The organism is Micromonospora sp. RV43, assembly GCF_001029515.1.
In the GTDB taxonomy this organism is placed as follows: domain Bacteria; phylum Actinomycetota; class Actinomycetes; order Mycobacteriales; family Micromonosporaceae; genus Micromonospora; species Micromonospora aurantiaca.
Map to the genome: position 1 here is coordinate 1 of NZ_LEKG01000201.1, position 13,367 is coordinate 13,367.

Annotated in this window: 17 protein-coding genes; 9 read left to right on the forward strand and 8 right to left on the reverse strand. The window is 73.5% G+C overall.

Translation table 11 applies throughout. The annotated features are described in order from the left end of the window. A partial coding sequence (locus ABD52_RS32440; protein ID WP_047894248.1) for a hypothetical protein occupies window positions 1–491 on the forward strand: 491 nt, incomplete at its 5' end. 10 nt (window positions 492–501) lie between these two features. Continuing rightward, entirely contained in the window at window positions 502–1,458 is a 957-nt protein-coding gene (gene pheA, locus ABD52_RS32445; RefSeq protein ID WP_013289312.1) for a prephenate dehydratase, read from the forward strand. Between the two features lie 42 nt (window positions 1,459–1,500). On the opposite strand, the gene ABD52_RS32450 is transcribed toward pheA, so the two are convergent. The 3 genes from ABD52_RS32450 to ABD52_RS32460 form a co-directional block, all read right to left on the reverse strand. Further along, window positions 1,501–2,220: an AIM24 family protein gene (locus ABD52_RS32450; protein WP_013289313.1), complete on the reverse strand. Its 720-nt coding sequence runs from the start codon at window positions 2,218–2,220 to the stop codon at window positions 1,501–1,503. 95 nt (window positions 2,221–2,315) lie between these two features. After that, on the reverse strand, window positions 2,316–2,660 hold the full coding sequence (locus ABD52_RS32455; RefSeq protein WP_026268384.1) for a metallopeptidase family protein: 345 nt from the start codon (window positions 2,658–2,660) through the stop codon (window positions 2,316–2,318). 89 nt (window positions 2,661–2,749) lie between these two features. After that, on the reverse strand, window positions 2,750–3,178 hold the full coding sequence (locus ABD52_RS32460) for an OsmC family protein (RefSeq protein ID WP_013289315.1): 429 nt from the start codon (window positions 3,176–3,178) through the stop codon (window positions 2,750–2,752). A 118-nt stretch (window positions 3,179–3,296) separates the two neighbouring features. Here ABD52_RS32460 and ABD52_RS32465 point away from each other — a divergent pair, with 118 nt between their 5' ends. The 3 genes from ABD52_RS32465 to ABD52_RS32475 all read left to right on the forward strand — a co-directional run bounded on the left by ABD52_RS32465 (window position 3,297) and on the right by ABD52_RS32475 (window position 5,832). Continuing rightward, window positions 3,297–4,031 carry a hypothetical protein gene (locus ABD52_RS32465; RefSeq protein WP_047894249.1) on the forward strand — a complete coding sequence of 245 codons (735 nt, stop codon included), beginning with the start codon at window positions 3,297–3,299 and terminating at the stop codon, window positions 4,029–4,031. Window positions 4,032–4,198: 167 nt separating this feature from the next. Then, window positions 4,199–5,020: an HAD family hydrolase gene (locus ABD52_RS32470; protein WP_013289317.1), complete on the forward strand. Its 822-nt coding sequence runs from the start codon at window positions 4,199–4,201 to the stop codon at window positions 5,018–5,020. Beyond that, a complete protein-coding gene (locus ABD52_RS32475; protein WP_013289318.1) occupies window positions 5,020–5,832 on the forward strand; it encodes an HAD family hydrolase in 813 nt (270 codons plus the stop codon). Before ABD52_RS32470 ends, ABD52_RS32475 begins: the two co-directional genes overlap by 1 nt. A 35-nt stretch (window positions 5,833–5,867) precedes the next feature. Here the strand turns inward: ABD52_RS32475 and ABD52_RS32480 are convergent, their stop codons facing one another. Then, window positions 5,868–6,458 carry a bacterial proteasome activator family protein gene (locus ABD52_RS32480; RefSeq protein ID WP_013289319.1) on the reverse strand — a complete coding sequence of 197 codons (591 nt, stop codon included), beginning with the start codon at window positions 6,456–6,458 and terminating at the stop codon, window positions 5,868–5,870. 57 nt (window positions 6,459–6,515) lie between these two features. Between ABD52_RS32480 and ABD52_RS32485 the strand changes: the two genes are divergently transcribed. Both ABD52_RS32485 and ABD52_RS32490 read left to right on the forward strand, forming a co-directional pair. After that, window positions 6,516–7,343 carry a S9 family peptidase gene (locus ABD52_RS32485; protein ID WP_047894250.1) on the forward strand — a complete coding sequence of 276 codons (828 nt, stop codon included), beginning with the start codon at window positions 6,516–6,518 and terminating at the stop codon, window positions 7,341–7,343. Between the two features lie 49 nt (window positions 7,344–7,392). Then, window positions 7,393–8,613, forward strand: coding sequence for an ABC transporter substrate-binding protein (locus tag ABD52_RS32490; protein WP_047894251.1), 1,221 nt, complete (start codon window positions 7,393–7,395; stop codon window positions 8,611–8,613). A gap of 87 nt (window positions 8,614–8,700) precedes the next feature. Here the strand turns inward: ABD52_RS32490 and ddaH are convergent, their stop codons facing one another. Then, window positions 8,701–9,534, reverse strand: coding sequence for a dimethylargininase (gene ddaH / locus ABD52_RS32495; RefSeq protein ID WP_013289322.1), 834 nt, complete (start codon window positions 9,532–9,534; stop codon window positions 8,701–8,703). A gap of 59 nt (window positions 9,535–9,593) precedes the next feature. On the opposite strand from ddaH, the gene ABD52_RS32500 reads away from it, so the two are divergent. Both ABD52_RS32500 and ABD52_RS32505 read left to right on the forward strand, forming a co-directional pair. Then, entirely contained in the window at window positions 9,594–10,052 is a 459-nt protein-coding gene (locus ABD52_RS32500) for an Lrp/AsnC family transcriptional regulator (RefSeq protein WP_047894252.1), read from the forward strand. A 55-nt stretch (window positions 10,053–10,107) separates the two neighbouring features. Further along, window positions 10,108–11,064 (forward strand): zinc-binding dehydrogenase, encoded by a 957-nt coding sequence (locus ABD52_RS32505; RefSeq protein ID WP_047894253.1) that lies wholly within the window; start codon window positions 10,108–10,110, stop codon window positions 11,062–11,064. Between the two features lie 7 nt (window positions 11,065–11,071). On the opposite strand, the gene ABD52_RS32510 is transcribed toward ABD52_RS32505, so the two are convergent. The 3 genes from ABD52_RS32510 to ABD52_RS32520 form a co-directional block, all read right to left on the reverse strand. After that, window positions 11,072–12,226: a hypothetical protein gene (locus tag ABD52_RS32510; protein WP_030272695.1), complete on the reverse strand. Its 1,155-nt coding sequence runs from the start codon at window positions 12,224–12,226 to the stop codon at window positions 11,072–11,074. Between the two features lie 65 nt (window positions 12,227–12,291). Next, complete coding sequence (locus ABD52_RS32515; RefSeq protein WP_013289326.1) at window positions 12,292–12,549, reverse strand: DUF6457 domain-containing protein; 258 nt, start codon at window positions 12,547–12,549, stop codon at window positions 12,292–12,294. Beyond that, window positions 12,546–13,346 (reverse strand): molybdenum cofactor guanylyltransferase, encoded by an 801-nt coding sequence (locus ABD52_RS32520; protein ID WP_053065523.1) that lies wholly within the window; start codon window positions 13,344–13,346, stop codon window positions 12,546–12,548. The genes ABD52_RS32515 and ABD52_RS32520 overlap by 4 nt, the downstream gene beginning before the upstream one ends. Window positions 13,347–13,367: the final 21 nt, after the last annotated feature.

Here is a 13,367-nt window from a genome sequence, read left to right on the forward strand (position 1 = left end):
ACCGTCCGCTGGCGCTGCTGACGCTGCTCGCCCTCGCCGCCTGCGGCACCCCGCCCGAGCTGCGTGCGCCACCCGCCGCCGCCACGCCCGTCCCGGTCCCGTCGGCGTCCGCCACGCCCAGCCCGAGCGCGACATCGGCCCCACCGACGCCCGTCCTCCCGCCCACGCTCTCCCCGTCCGTACCGGCGTCCGCGGCGCCCTGCCGGGGGCGGCCCTCCGGCGACCGGATCGTCGCGCTGCTGCGCGGATCCGCCGGCGTACTGCCCCGCGACGTCCGGGTCACCGTGGCGACCGGTCCGCTCTGCGCCGAGGGCTGGCAGTACACCGTGCTGACGGTCACCGGGCACGAGGAGTTGCAGGTGGTCACGCGCGGCGAGAGCGGCACGCCGCGCCTCGTCACCGCCGGCACGGACGTGTGCGGCGTCGAGGTACGGACCGTGGCGCCGGCCGGCATCCGTACCCTGGCCTGCGACGGCACGCCGGGTGCGTAGGCTGGTCGGCATGCCGGGAACACCGCCGACCCGCTTCGTCTACCTGGGCCCCGAGGGCACCTTCGCCGAGCAGGCCCTGCGAACGGTGCCCGCCGCCGAGCGCGGGGACCGCACACCCGCCCGCAGCGTCGGCGAGGCGCTCGACGCGGTACGCGCCGGGGAGGCGGACGCGGCGCTGGTGCCGCTGGAGAACTCCATCGGCGGCGCGGTCGGGGTGACGCTCGACGAACTGGTCGAGGGCGACCCGCTGGTGATCACCCGCGAGGTGGTACTGCCGGTGGAGTTCGTGCTGGCCGCCCGCACCGGCACCACGCTGTCCGACGTCCGCTCCGTCGCGGCCCACCCGCAGGCGTCCACCCAGTGCCGGGGGTGGCTGCGGGAGCACCTGCCCGACGCCACAGTGGTCGACGTGCTCTCCAACGGCGCCGCGGCGGCCGGTGCGGCGAGCGGCGAGTACGACGCCGCCATCTGCGCCCCGATCGGCGCGACCCGGCACCGGCTGGCGGTGCTGGCTGACAAGATCGCCGACCACCCGGACGCGGTCACCCGCTTCGCGCTGGTGTCCCGCCCCGGTCCGCCCCCGCCGCCCACCGGCGACGACCTGACCTCGCTCGCGGTGTGCCTCGCGCACGACCGGGTGGGTGCGCTGCTGGCGGTGCTGATGGAGCTGGCGGTGCGCGGCGTGAACATGACCCGGATCGAGTCCCGCCCGACCGGCGAGGCGCTCGGCCGCTACGTGTTCTTCCTGGACTGCGCCGGACACGTCGCCGACGTACGCCTCGGCGAGGCGTTGCAGGGGCTGCGCCGGGTCTGCGCCGACGTGCGGTTCCTGGGGTCGTACCCCCGGCACCGCTGGAGCACGGCGGCGGGTGACCAGCAGACGCCGGTGCCGGCCGGGCTCACCGACGCCGACTACGCCGACGCGGCGGCCTGGGTGTCCCGGCTGCGGGCCGGCGAGCTGAGCTGACCGGCCCGGGGCGACCTCGGCGGACGCCCCGGGCACCGGCCGTCACTGAAGCAGGCCGCCGAGCACGCCGCCCTGCTGCTGGGAGCCGCTGCCGGCCACCGGAGGTTCCTCCGAGGGCTGGACCACGACGAAGCCCTGACCGGCGAAGCTCATCGTGAACGCCTCACCGGTGCTGCGGCCGAGCAACGTGCCCAGGCCGAGCTGCTCGGCGCGGTGGTAGCCGGTCTGGAGGTTCGCCGACCAGCAGACCGCCGCCTGCGGGTCGACGTACGTCGGCGCGTCCACGTTGAGCACCACCGGGGTGCCCTTGGTGGTGACGGCGATCCGGCCGTGGCCGGTGAAGACGCAGTTGAACAGGCCGGACGAGGACGCGAAACCGGCGCCGCCGACCATCTTGATGTCGTACTGGAGCGTCGAGTCGAACGCCAGCACGCTGGAGCCGTTGATGGACAGCGCGTCGCCCGGCTCCAGGTCGATGACGTGCACGTCCTTGGCGAAGTCGGCGAGGAAGACGTCGCCGCGGCCGGAGAGCTTCATCAGCGGCACTCCCTCACCGGTGAGCCGCTGCTTGATGAACTTGCCGATGCCGCCGGAACCGAGGGCCTGGAACTGCACCTGCCCCTGGTAGGCGACCATCGACCCGACCCGGGCCATCGCCTCGCCGTTCAGCTCGATCTTCAGCATCTTGGAGTTCTGCAACCGCATGCCGGGCTGCTGGGACTCCTTCTCAAGGTTCTCCGCGGAGAACAGCGCGCTGCGCATGGGTTTTCCTCCTGCATCAGGATCTGCCTGACCCGCAGGTTAGGGGACCGGCGCAACCGCCGGAATCAGCCGGGCGGGGACGCGCCGGAGGCCGGTCAGCCCCAGCCCAGGGCGTGCAGGCGCTCGTCGTCGATGCCGAAGTGGTGGGCGATCTCGTGCACCACTGTCACCGCCACCTCGTCGACGACGTCGTCGTCGGTGTCGCAGATCGCCAGGATCGGGTTGCGGTAGATCAGGATGCGGTCGGGCAGCACGCCGGAGTAGTCCCAGCCGCGAGAGGTGAGCGCGTGCCCCTCGTACAGGCCGAGCAGGTCCTCACCCGGCGGCGGGTCGTCCTCCACCAGGATGACCACGTTGCTCATCAACCCGAGCAGTTCCTCGGGCACCTCGTCGAGCGCCTCACCGACCAGTTCCTCGAACCGGTCCCGGCTCATCTCCACGGCCACGCGGCCCGGTCACTCCCTCCGGATCGGGCACACCGCACGGCGAGGGCGTCCCGCAGGACACCCCCGCCGTGCCGTACGCGATGTCAGGCCAGACGGGCGTTCAGCGTGATCTGCGCGCCCGGCGACAGCAGCCGGGAGATCGGGCAGTTCTCCTTGGCCGCCTCGGCGAGCTTGGTGAACTCGGCCTGGTCGATGCCCGGAACCTGGCCCACGGTCTCCAGGTCGATGCGGGTCACGGTCATGCCGGCGTCGGTCTTGTCGAAGTGCACCTTGGCGGTGGTCTCCACCGCCGTCTCCTGGGCGCCGGCGTCGGCGAGCTGCTTGGAGAGAGCCATCGAGAAGCAGCCGGCGTGCGCGGCGCCGATCAGCTCCTCGGGGTTGGTGCCCTCGCCCTCCTCGAAGCGCGACTTGAAGGAGTAGTTGCCGGACAGGCCGCCCTTGCCGGTGCGGACGGTGCCGGACCCCTCGGTGAGGTTGCCCTGCCAGCGAGCGGATGCGGTACGGATAGGCATGGCACCGACGCTAACCGAAAGCGGGCCGCCCCGCACCGGACCCCGGGGTCGCGATCCCGGCCGGCGGAAGCGGGCTGTGCCATGATTCGACGCAGGCCCGCGCACGGGAAGGGTGGCCATGTCGCAGGATCTCCCCGTTCCCCGGCAGGACAAGCGAATCCCCATGCAGGACAACAGGTCCGACGACACCACGATCGTCGAGTGGGGCGACACCGAGCCGGAGTCGTCCGGCCGGGCTGCGCGCTCGCTCGCCGCGCTGGGCCGGGACCGCCGTCTGCCGCCCGTGCTCACCGGGCTCGGCGCGGTGGCCGCGATCGCCTCGCTGATCGGCGAGTGGCTGGCGATCACGGTGCCGGCCGAGACCCGGGGCGACGACGCACCCGCCCGGCTGACCAGCGGCATCTCCGAGATCGGCGGGTTCGGTACGGCGTACCTGGTGGGCCTGCTCGGGCTGGCGGTCGCGGTGGGGCTGGCGCTGCGCGGCGCCCCGGCGGTGCGGCAGCACGCCCGGCTGGCCGGGCTGGGTCTCGCGGCGGGCGTGCTCGGGGTGCTCGTCGCGACCGCCTCCTCCCTCGAACAGCTGGCCCGGCGCATCCTGTTCTTCGTCGGCGAGCAGCGCCTTCAGGTCGAGCACGGACGCGGCCTGGTCAGCGCATTCGTCGCTGTCGCACTGCTGGCGGCCGCGCTGCACCTGGCCGGCCGGGCGGCCGGCGGGACGCCCACCGACGGGGAGCCGGACGACGACCGGCCCGAGCGCCGCCGCCGGGCGGACGAGGACGAGGTGCCCCCGGCCCCGGCGGACCTGACGGTGCAGCCCACGGTGCCGTTCGCGGGCCCCGAACGGGCGTACTGAACCAGGTCCGGCAGCGCCTCCGGCGGCCACCGGAGCTTCGCCGCCGATTCGCCGGAAAGCCGTGGTTGCCGCCCGTTCCGCGAGATACGGTTGCTGCCCGCCGTCCCATGGTCGCGGCACCGAGGACCTGGTCGGCCGGCGTGACGGCGGCGGGCGAAGGAGGAACCATGACCCGCCCGGGACTGCCCAAGCTGATCGCCACCGACCTCGACGGCACGCTCGTCCGCAGCGACGAGACCGTCTCCGCGTACACCCATCGGGTGCTGGACCGGGTGCGGTCCGCCGGGATCCCGGTGGTCGGCGCGACCGGCCGGGGGCCGCGCCTGACCGAACTCACCCGTAACGACATCCGGGCCGCCGACTTCCTGGTGATGGCCGGCGGCGGCCGGGTGGTGGACCAGAGCGACCCGGAAGGGCCCCTGGTGTTGCGGGACGAGCGGCTGCCCGGCGAGGTGCTGGCCCGCATCCTCACCGACCTGGAGGCGGCGGTCGGCCCGCTCACCGTGATGGTCGAGGCGTCGGACGAGCACGACGCGCCGCTGTGGGGCGACTACCACCCGAGCTGGCCCTACCCGGACCGGTTCGAGGCGCGCAGCCGGGTCGAGTGCCTGTCCTGCGACGTGATCAAGGCGTTCGCCCGGACCGCCGACCACCACGTGGACGAGCTGCTGACGGCCGCGCGGGCGATCGTGCCGCCGGACGTGGCCACGCTCACCCAGGCCGGGCTCGGCTTCATCGAGATCTGCCCGCCCCGCACCGACAAGGCCAGCGGGCTCAGCGTCATCGCCGAGCGGCTCGGTGTGGACCCGGCCGACGTGCTGGTCTTCGGCGACCAGCCGAACGACCTGCCGATGTTCGACTGGGCGGGATGGGCACGGGTGGCTGTGGCGAACGCCCACCCGGAGGTGCGCGCCGCGGCGGACGAGATCACCCTGCGCAACGACGACGACGGGGTCGCGGTCTACCTGGACCGGCTACTCTCCCGGTGATGGAAGATCCACCTCGGCTCGTCGCCTCCGACATCGACGGCACGCTGCTGCGCGACGACCGGACGCTCAGCCCGCGTACCGCCGCGGTGCTGGCCCGCATCGCCGCCGCCGGCACCCCGGTGGTCCTGGTCACCGGCCGTCCGATCCGCTGGCTCCCGATGGTGTACGAGCAGCTCGCCGCGCCGCTGCCGGCCATCTGCGCCAACGGTGCGGTGGTGTACGACCCGGCCACCGACCAGGTGCTGCGGGCCGACCCGCTCGCCCCGGAACTGCTGGCCGAGGTGGCCCGGAGGCTGCGCGCCGAGGTGCCCGGCGTGAGCCTCGCCGTGGAGATCGTGGACAGCCGCCAGATGCGGCACGAGGTGCACTACCCGCTGCGCTGGGACGCCGACCTCGACGCCATCCGGGCCGTCGAGTCGCCGGAGGAACTGCTGGCCGCGCCCGCGGTGAAGTTGCTGGCCCGGGCCGGTGAGCAGGATCCGGACGTCTTCGTGCGGGTGGTGGCGGGCGCCCTGGAGGGGCTGGCCGAGGCGACCCACTCGTCGTACAGCGGGCTGATCGAGATCTCGGCCGCCGGTGTGACGAAGGCGGCGGGCCTGGCCTGGTACGCGGAGCGGCTGGGCGTCGACGAGCGGGACGTGGTGGCCTTCGGCGACATGCCCAACGACGTGCCGATGCTGGCCTGGGCCGGACGGGCGGTGGCCGTCGCCAACGCCCATCCGGCCGTACGGGAGATCGCCCACGAGGTCACCGGGCCGAACACCGAGGACGGCGTGGCCGCGTACCTGGAGAAGGTCTTCGAGCTGGACTGACCGGCCGGGGCGCGTGACACGCCCCGGCCGACGGGTCACAGGTACTGGCCGGGCGCGTGGCCCTCGCCGCCGCCGGGCATCCCGGGCATGCCCGGCATCACGCCGCCCGGGCCGCTGGGCAGCGCCTGGCGGCCGGAACGCATCTGCTCCAGCTGGACGCGGGCGGCCATCTGCTGGGCCACCAGCGCGGCCTGGATGCCGTGGAACAGCCCTTCGAGCCAGCCCACCAGCTGGGCGTGCGCGATCCGCAGCTCGCTCTCGCTCGGCGCCTGCTGCTCGGTGAACGGCAGCGAGATCCGCTCCAGCTCCTCGCGCAACTCGGGGGCGAGGCCCTCCTTCAACTCGACGATCGAGCGCTCGTGGATCTCCCGCATCCGGTGCCGGCTCGCGTCGTCGAGCGGCGCCGCCTTCACCTCCTCCAGCAGCTGCTTGATCATGCTGCCGATCCGCATCACCTTGGCCGGCTGCTCGACCAGACGGGTCGGGTCCTCGCCCTTGCCCTCGTCGGTCTGCACCGTGCCGACCGGGCGGCCGTCCGGCCCGACCACCACCACGGTGCCGGGGATGCCATCGTTGCCCTGTTCGTCGTCGTGTCCGGCGGAGTGCGCTTCGGTCATGGCACCCATCTTTACCCACGCCGACCATGTGCACGCGGCCGGTCCGGGGGACGCTACGGTCGCCGCATGCTCTCCGACCCGCGCGAGGTGCTGACCCGCCCGTCCCCGCCCCCGGATGCCACGGTCTCCTACGGCGACCACCCGGACCAGTGCGCCGACCTGCGCCTCCCGGCCGGTGACGGGCCGCCCCGGCCGCTGGTGGTCGTGGTGCACGGCGGCTTCTGGCGGGCGGAGTACGACAGGGCCCACACCGGCCCGATGGCGGCGGCGCTGGCCGCGCTCGGCCACCCGGTCGCGCAGATCGAGTACCGGCGGACCGGCCGGCCGGGCGGAGGCTGGCCGCACACGCTGACCGACGTCCGCGCCGGGATCGCCGCGCTGCCGGAACTCGCAGCCGCCGCGCTGCCCGGCCGGGTGGCGCCCGTGCCGCCGATCCTGGTCGGTCACTCCGCAGGCGGGCACCTGGCCCTGTACGTGGCCGCGCACGCCCCGGAGACGGTCGGCGGGGTGCTCGCGCTGGCGCCGGTGGCCGACCTCGCGCAGGCGTACCGGCTGGACCTGGACGAGGGTGCGGTGGCCGCGCTGCTCGGCGGCGGCCCGGACGACGTGCCGGACCGGTACGCCGCAGCGGATCCATCGGCATTGGTGCCCATCCGAACACGCACAGTAGTCATCCACGGTGATCAAGATGTCCAGGTCCCGATCGCGATCAGCCGATCCTGGGTGGCGGCAGACCGGGCCGCCGGAGGCTCCGCCACGCTCGTTGAGCTGCCCGAATGCGAGCATTTCGGGCTGATCGCACCGGGCTCCACCGCATGGCCCCAGGTGGTGGAGGCGTTGCGGTCGCTTCACGATGATCTTCCGGGCATTGACGCAGCGTCGTCGACCAGGTAGAACGCCGAAGGGGTGTGCACCATGGCCGCCCCGTCGGGAAGGAAATTCGGTGGCACAGATGAACCGCAGGCGGGCGCTGCAACTGCTGGCCGCGCTGGGTACCACCGGACTGGCGGCGGGTTGCGGATCCGGGGACGACACCGGGGACGAGGCCGGATCCGGCAGCCCGATCAAAGTCGGGCTGATCGTGCCCGGCAGCGGGGCGAACAAGGCCATCGGTGACGAGATCACCAACGGCTTCCAGCTCTTCCTCAGCATGCGCGGCCAGCAGATCGCCGGTCACCCGGTCACGGTCGTGACCGCCGAGGAGGGCGACACCGCCGCCACCGGAAAGGCCGCCGTCGACCGGCTGCTCTCCGAGGGCGTGCTCGCGCTCACCGGCGTGGTCAGCCCCACCGTGATGACCGGCATCAAGGACGCGGTCGAGGAGGCCCGGGTGCCCCTGCTGGGCTCCAACGCCTCCCCGTCGACGCTCCAGGGCGTCGTCTACATCTGGCGCACGTCGTACGTGCTGACCGAGCCCGGTGAGGCGCTCGGCGAGTACCTGCGCCAGAAGCTGGACGCGTCGAGCCGGATCGCCATCTTCGGCACCCGCGGCCCGGGCAGCCAGGACGTCATCGAAGGGCTGCGGCGCGCGTACGAGCGGGGCCGCCGGCTCACCGAGGATCCGATCTTCACCGACGACGACCCCAACCCCTCCCGGTCGCTCTACTCCGGGCCGATCCGCAAGGCGCTCGGGCGCAACCCGGACGCGGTCTTCTGCCACTACTCCGGCGCGCAGGCCGTGCAGTTCGTCAAGCAGCTCTACGCCCAGGGCTACCGGGGACCGATCTACGCCCCCGGTTTCCTCACCGAGGGCACCGCGCTCGACCAGCTCGACGACGGGGAGAAGGGCCGCGAGCGCAAGCTGATCCAGACGTACGGCATCGAGACCGCGCTCAACTACTCGGCCGACCTCAACAACACCGCGAACCGGATCTTTGCCTCCGCGTACCGGAAGACGTTCAACTCGGCGCCCACCACGTACGCGATGGCCTCCTACGACGCCGCGCTGGTGCTGGACAAGGCGATCCGGCTGGCCGGGTCGAACCCCTCGCCGCAGCAGGTCAACCTGGCGCTCGGCAAGGTCGGCCAGGTGGACAGCCCGCGCGGCACCTGGCAGTTCAACCAGACCCGTACCCCGCAGCAGAAGTGGTACCTGCGCCGGGTGCAGACCGACGGCCGGCTGCTCTCCAACGTCGTGATCAACGAGCTGGCGACGCTGGGCTGACAAAGCCCTCGTACACACGCGAAGGGCGGTCTCCCCCTCGGGAGGCCGCCCTTCGCGCCGAGGCGTGGCGTGGCGTCGAGTCTTGGCTCAGTGCCGCAGCTCGGCGATGCAGCACTTCACGCTGCCACCGCCCTTCTTCAGCTCGGCCAGCTCCACCGGGACCGGGTGGTAGCCGGCCGCCTTCAGCTTGCCGGCGAGCCGGATCGCCTCGTTGTTCAGCACCACGTTGAGCCCGTCGCTGACCAGGTTCAGGCCGAACGCCAGCGCGTCCTCGTCGTCCGCGACGATCGCGTCCGGGAACAGCTGGGCCAGCACCTTCTGGCTCGCGGCCGAGAAGGCCCCCGGGTAGTAGACGACGTTCTCGTCGTCGATCGAGGCCAGCGCGACGTCCAGGTGGTAGAAGCGCGGGTCGACCAGGTGCAGCGAGACCACCGGCCGCCCGAGCGCCTCCTGCGCCTCGGCGTGCGCGGCCGGCTCCGTCCGGAAGCCGTACCCGGCCAGGATCAGGCCGCCGTGCGCCTCCGGCAGGTACGCGAAGTCGCCCTCACCCTCGTTCGTCTCGCTCGGCGCGATGAACCGCCAGCCCTGCTGCTCGTAGAACGCCCGGTGCGCGGCGGCCTCGGCGGACCGCTGCTCGTGCTTGAACCGGGCCCCGTAGACGCTGCCGTCGACCACGAAGGCACCGTTGGCCGCGTAGACCATGTCCGGCAGACCCGCCTCGGGGGTGAGCAGGTGCACCTCGTGGCCCAGCCCGACGAGCGTCTCGCGCAGCCGGTCCCACTGCTTGACCGCCAGGTCGGCGTCGACCGGCGTGGTCACGTCCATCCACGGGTTGATCGCGTACTCGACCGTGAAGTGCTCGGGCGAGCACATGAGATATGTCCGCTTTCGCGAGACTCGCTGCTGGTTCACGGTCACCAAGAGTAGGTACGGTACAACTTTGGTAACAGCCACAAGCATTGCTTCCCAGGAGCAGAACGTTGCAGATAGACGCGGTTGACCAGCGAATCATTGCGTTACTCGTCGCGGATGCTCGCGCCTCGTACGCGGAGATCGGCAGCCGGGTGTCACTCTCCGCCCCCGCCGTCAAGCGACGCGTCGACCGCCTCCGATCCGCCGGGGTGATCCGGGGATTCACCGCCGTCGTCGACCCGGCCGCGGTCGGCTGGACCACCGAGGCGTTCGTCGAGCTGTTCTGCGCGGGCCGGACCACGCCGGCGCAGATCGGCGCCGCCGCCCGCCGGCACCCCGAGGTGGTCGGCGCGTACACGGTCTCCGGCGAGGCGGACGCGCTCGTGCACCTGCGCGCCGCGGACATCTCCCACCTGGAGGAGGCGCTGGAACGGCTGCGCGCCGAATCGTTCGTCACCTCGTCCCGCAGCACCATCGTGCTCTCCCGGCTGGTCGAGTCCCCCGGCGTCGGACCGTCCACGCCTTGACCTCAACCTCGCTTCATGTCGTGCACTGGTGACCGGCCTGAAGCGAGGGGGCGGTATGCGTGCGGTGTGGCTGCGGGAGTTCGGCGGACCGGAGGTGCTCGTGCCGGGGACGGCGCCCGACCCGTCACCCGGACCGGGCCAGGTGCTCGTCGACGTGGCACACGCGAACATCACGTTCGTCGAGACGATGTTCCGGGCCAGCGGCTTCGGGCCGTTCGGCACCGAACTGCCGGTGATCCCCGGTAACGGGGTCGGCGGCACGATCACCGCGCTGGGACCGGGCGTCGACCCGGCGCTCGCCGGCCGCGTCGTGGTCACCGCCACCGGCGGCACCGGCGGGTACGCCGAGCGCGTCGTCGTCGACCAGGGTGCGCCTGTCCCCGTACCCCCGGGGTTGCCGCTGGACGCGGCGGTGGCGCTGATGGCCGACGGCCGCACCGCCCTGATGCTGGCGCGGGCGGCCGGGCTGCGGCGCGGCGACCGCGTCCTGGCGGAGGCGGCGGCCGGCGGGGTCGGATCGCTGCTGGTCCAACTCGCCGCACGGGCCGGCGCCACGGTGGTGGCCGCCGTCGGCGGCTCCCGCAAGGTGGCCGTGCTCCGTGCCGCCGGGCTCGACGTCGTGGTCGACTACCGGCAGGCGGGCTGGACCGACCGGGTCCGGGACGCCGTGGGCGCCGTCGACGTGGTGTTCGACGGCGTCGGCGGGCCGCTCGCCCGGGAGGCGTTCGACCTGCTGGACCCCGGCGGACGGATGCTCAGCTTCGGGCTGGCCGGCGGCACCTGGGCGGACATCCCGGCCGAGTCGGCAGCCGCACGCGGGGTGACGCTGCTGAGCCCCCGGCCCGGCCCGGACGAGCTGCGCGCCCTCACCGAGGCGGCACTCGCCGAGGGCGCGGCCGGGCGGCTGCGGCCGCTGATCGGGCAGCGCTTCCCGCTGGAACGGGCCGCCGCCGCGCACGCCGCGATCGGGGCCCGGGAAACCCTGGGCAAGACCCTGCTCGACGTACGCTGAGCAGCGTTCAGAGGTACATGCCGGTGCGGTGCTCCTCGGCCCGGGCCGGCTTGTCGCCCTCGCCGAAGAAGCGCTTGCCGCCGAACTCGCCGTGCAGGCGGTCGTCCAGCTCGTCGGCGAGACCGGTCATCACCTGCACCGCGAGCATCAGATGGGTGGGCTGGAAGTTGCGGCCGAACACCGGGATCGAGGCCCACACCGTGTCGTCGGCGCAGTAGAGCCGGCCGATCGGCATCCGGTTGGTCAGCTCCGAGAGCTTCACGTAGAGACGCTCGGTCGGCTCGACCTCGGTCAGCACCGGCGAGAAGACGTCCACGAGCGGCGGGTTGTCGCGCACCCGCACGAAGACCATGGCCGAGCCGGCCCGGATGTTGATGTCACCGTCGGAGTCGACCTGAAGCTGGTCGGACGCGGACTTCAGCATTGTCGACACGACGGTCCGGACCCGCTCCTCCAGGGCCAGCACGTCGTTCTCGCCGGACTGGGCGGCCGCCGCCGCGGCCAGCGCCTCGTCCAGGTCGGCCTCGACGTCGCGGTCCGGGCCGAACTCGCTGCGCGCGGTACCGAGCGGCTCCACGGGAAGCGCCTCGCCCTCGGCGTCGTGCACCAGGTAGACGAGGAAGGCCGGATGCGGGGCGCCGTAGACGTCCCGCAGCGTCCGGGACAGCACGGCGGCCAGCCGGGTCGCCTCGTCGGTGCCGCAGTCCAGCCCGAACTGCTCCCCGGAACCCGGCACCACACCCGGCGGCGACCAGCCGAGCGCCACCATGTCGGCCACCGCGGCCCGGTCCAGCCGGTAGCCCTGCGGCAGCGTGGCGTTTCCGACCGCGCGGGCCGAGAGACGGCCCGCCTCGCCCGCGTCCACGCTCACCGAGTAGACGGCGTCGCCGGTGCCCGAGGCGGTCGGGTCGAGCGTGACCTCCAGGTGCCCGCCGGAGGGCAGCCCGCGCAGCCGGTCGGCGAGTGCCCGGGCGAACTCCCGCCAGGCCTCGGTGACCTTGGCCCGCAGATCAGCGGTGGTCGGCTCGTCGAGCAGGATCGACTCGTGGTGCTCCGGCGCGCCGCCGGTGGCCTGATGCGCCGACGTGGCGCCGGTGGCGTGGTGCTCCGGCGCGCCGCCGGCAGGCTCGTCGACCGGCTCCGAGGGGTGGTCTGCCGTCATGATCGCCTCCGTCCGTTCCCGCCACCCTACCCAGGCGCGAAGGGGACCGAATCCCGCGCGAGGCGCTAATCCTCAGGCGTGGAACCACCCAGGTCCACCGGCCAGGAACCGGCCAGCGCACTGAGCCGCTCGGCCGCCGCGGCCGGGTCCGCGCCGCGCCCCACCGCCAGCCCCAGCAGGTACGCGGTGACCGGCGCTCCCGGCCGGACCACCTGGTGGGCCACGTCCCGGGCCACGTCGAGCACTGTCGGCACGGGCACCCCCGCCGGGTCCAGGTCCAGTTCGGCGCAAACCGCCGTGACCCAGTCGTCCAGCACCGTCATCTCGTCCACTCCTCCGCCCGGCGTACGTCCTCGTCAGTGTCGCAGTCGAACCACGGCGGCGGCCCCGAGCCGGACCAGGACACCTCGCGTACGGCGACGTCGGCCAGCAGCCCGCGTACCGGCGCGCCGTCGAGCGAGCCGCCCCGCGTCGCGGCGAGCCGGTCGAGGGCGGACCGCAGGGCCGGTACCTGCCAGAGGGCGCACAGGTGCTGGCGGCGGCCGTTCCCGTCCACGTAGCAGGCGAGCGCGGCGGACCGACCGTCCAGCGTCTCCCGCCAGGCGGCGGGCGCGTCTTCCGGCCCGACGGCGGCAGGTGCGTCTTCCGACCTGGCGGTGGCAGGTGCGTCTTCCGGCCCGGCGGTGGCAGGTGCGTCTTCCGGCCCGGCGGTGGCAGGTGCGTCTTCCGGCCCGGCGGCTGCGGCGTCGAGCGCGGGCGGCGGGTCGTCGCGGGAGTGACAGGCGGCGAGCGCGCGTCGCAGCTCGGCCACCGCTGCGGTGGTGAGCAGCGGCAGGTCGGCGGCGAGCACTGCGACTGTCGTCGTACCGGGGTCGAGCAACGCCAACCCGGCTGCCGTAGCGGCCACCGGACCGCCCCCGGGCGGCTCTTCCCGGGCCGCCCGGACTCCCCTGGGCAGCGGGCCGGACGAGCCGACCACGATCCGCTGGTCCGCGTCGGCCACCGCGTCCAGCACCCGGTGCAGCATCGGCCGGCCGCCTACTGCCCGGGCCGGCTTGTCCACCCCGCCCATGCGCCGGGCCGCGCCACCGGCGAGCAGGATCGCCGCGTACCCCGTCACCGCCTCACAGTAGCCACAGCC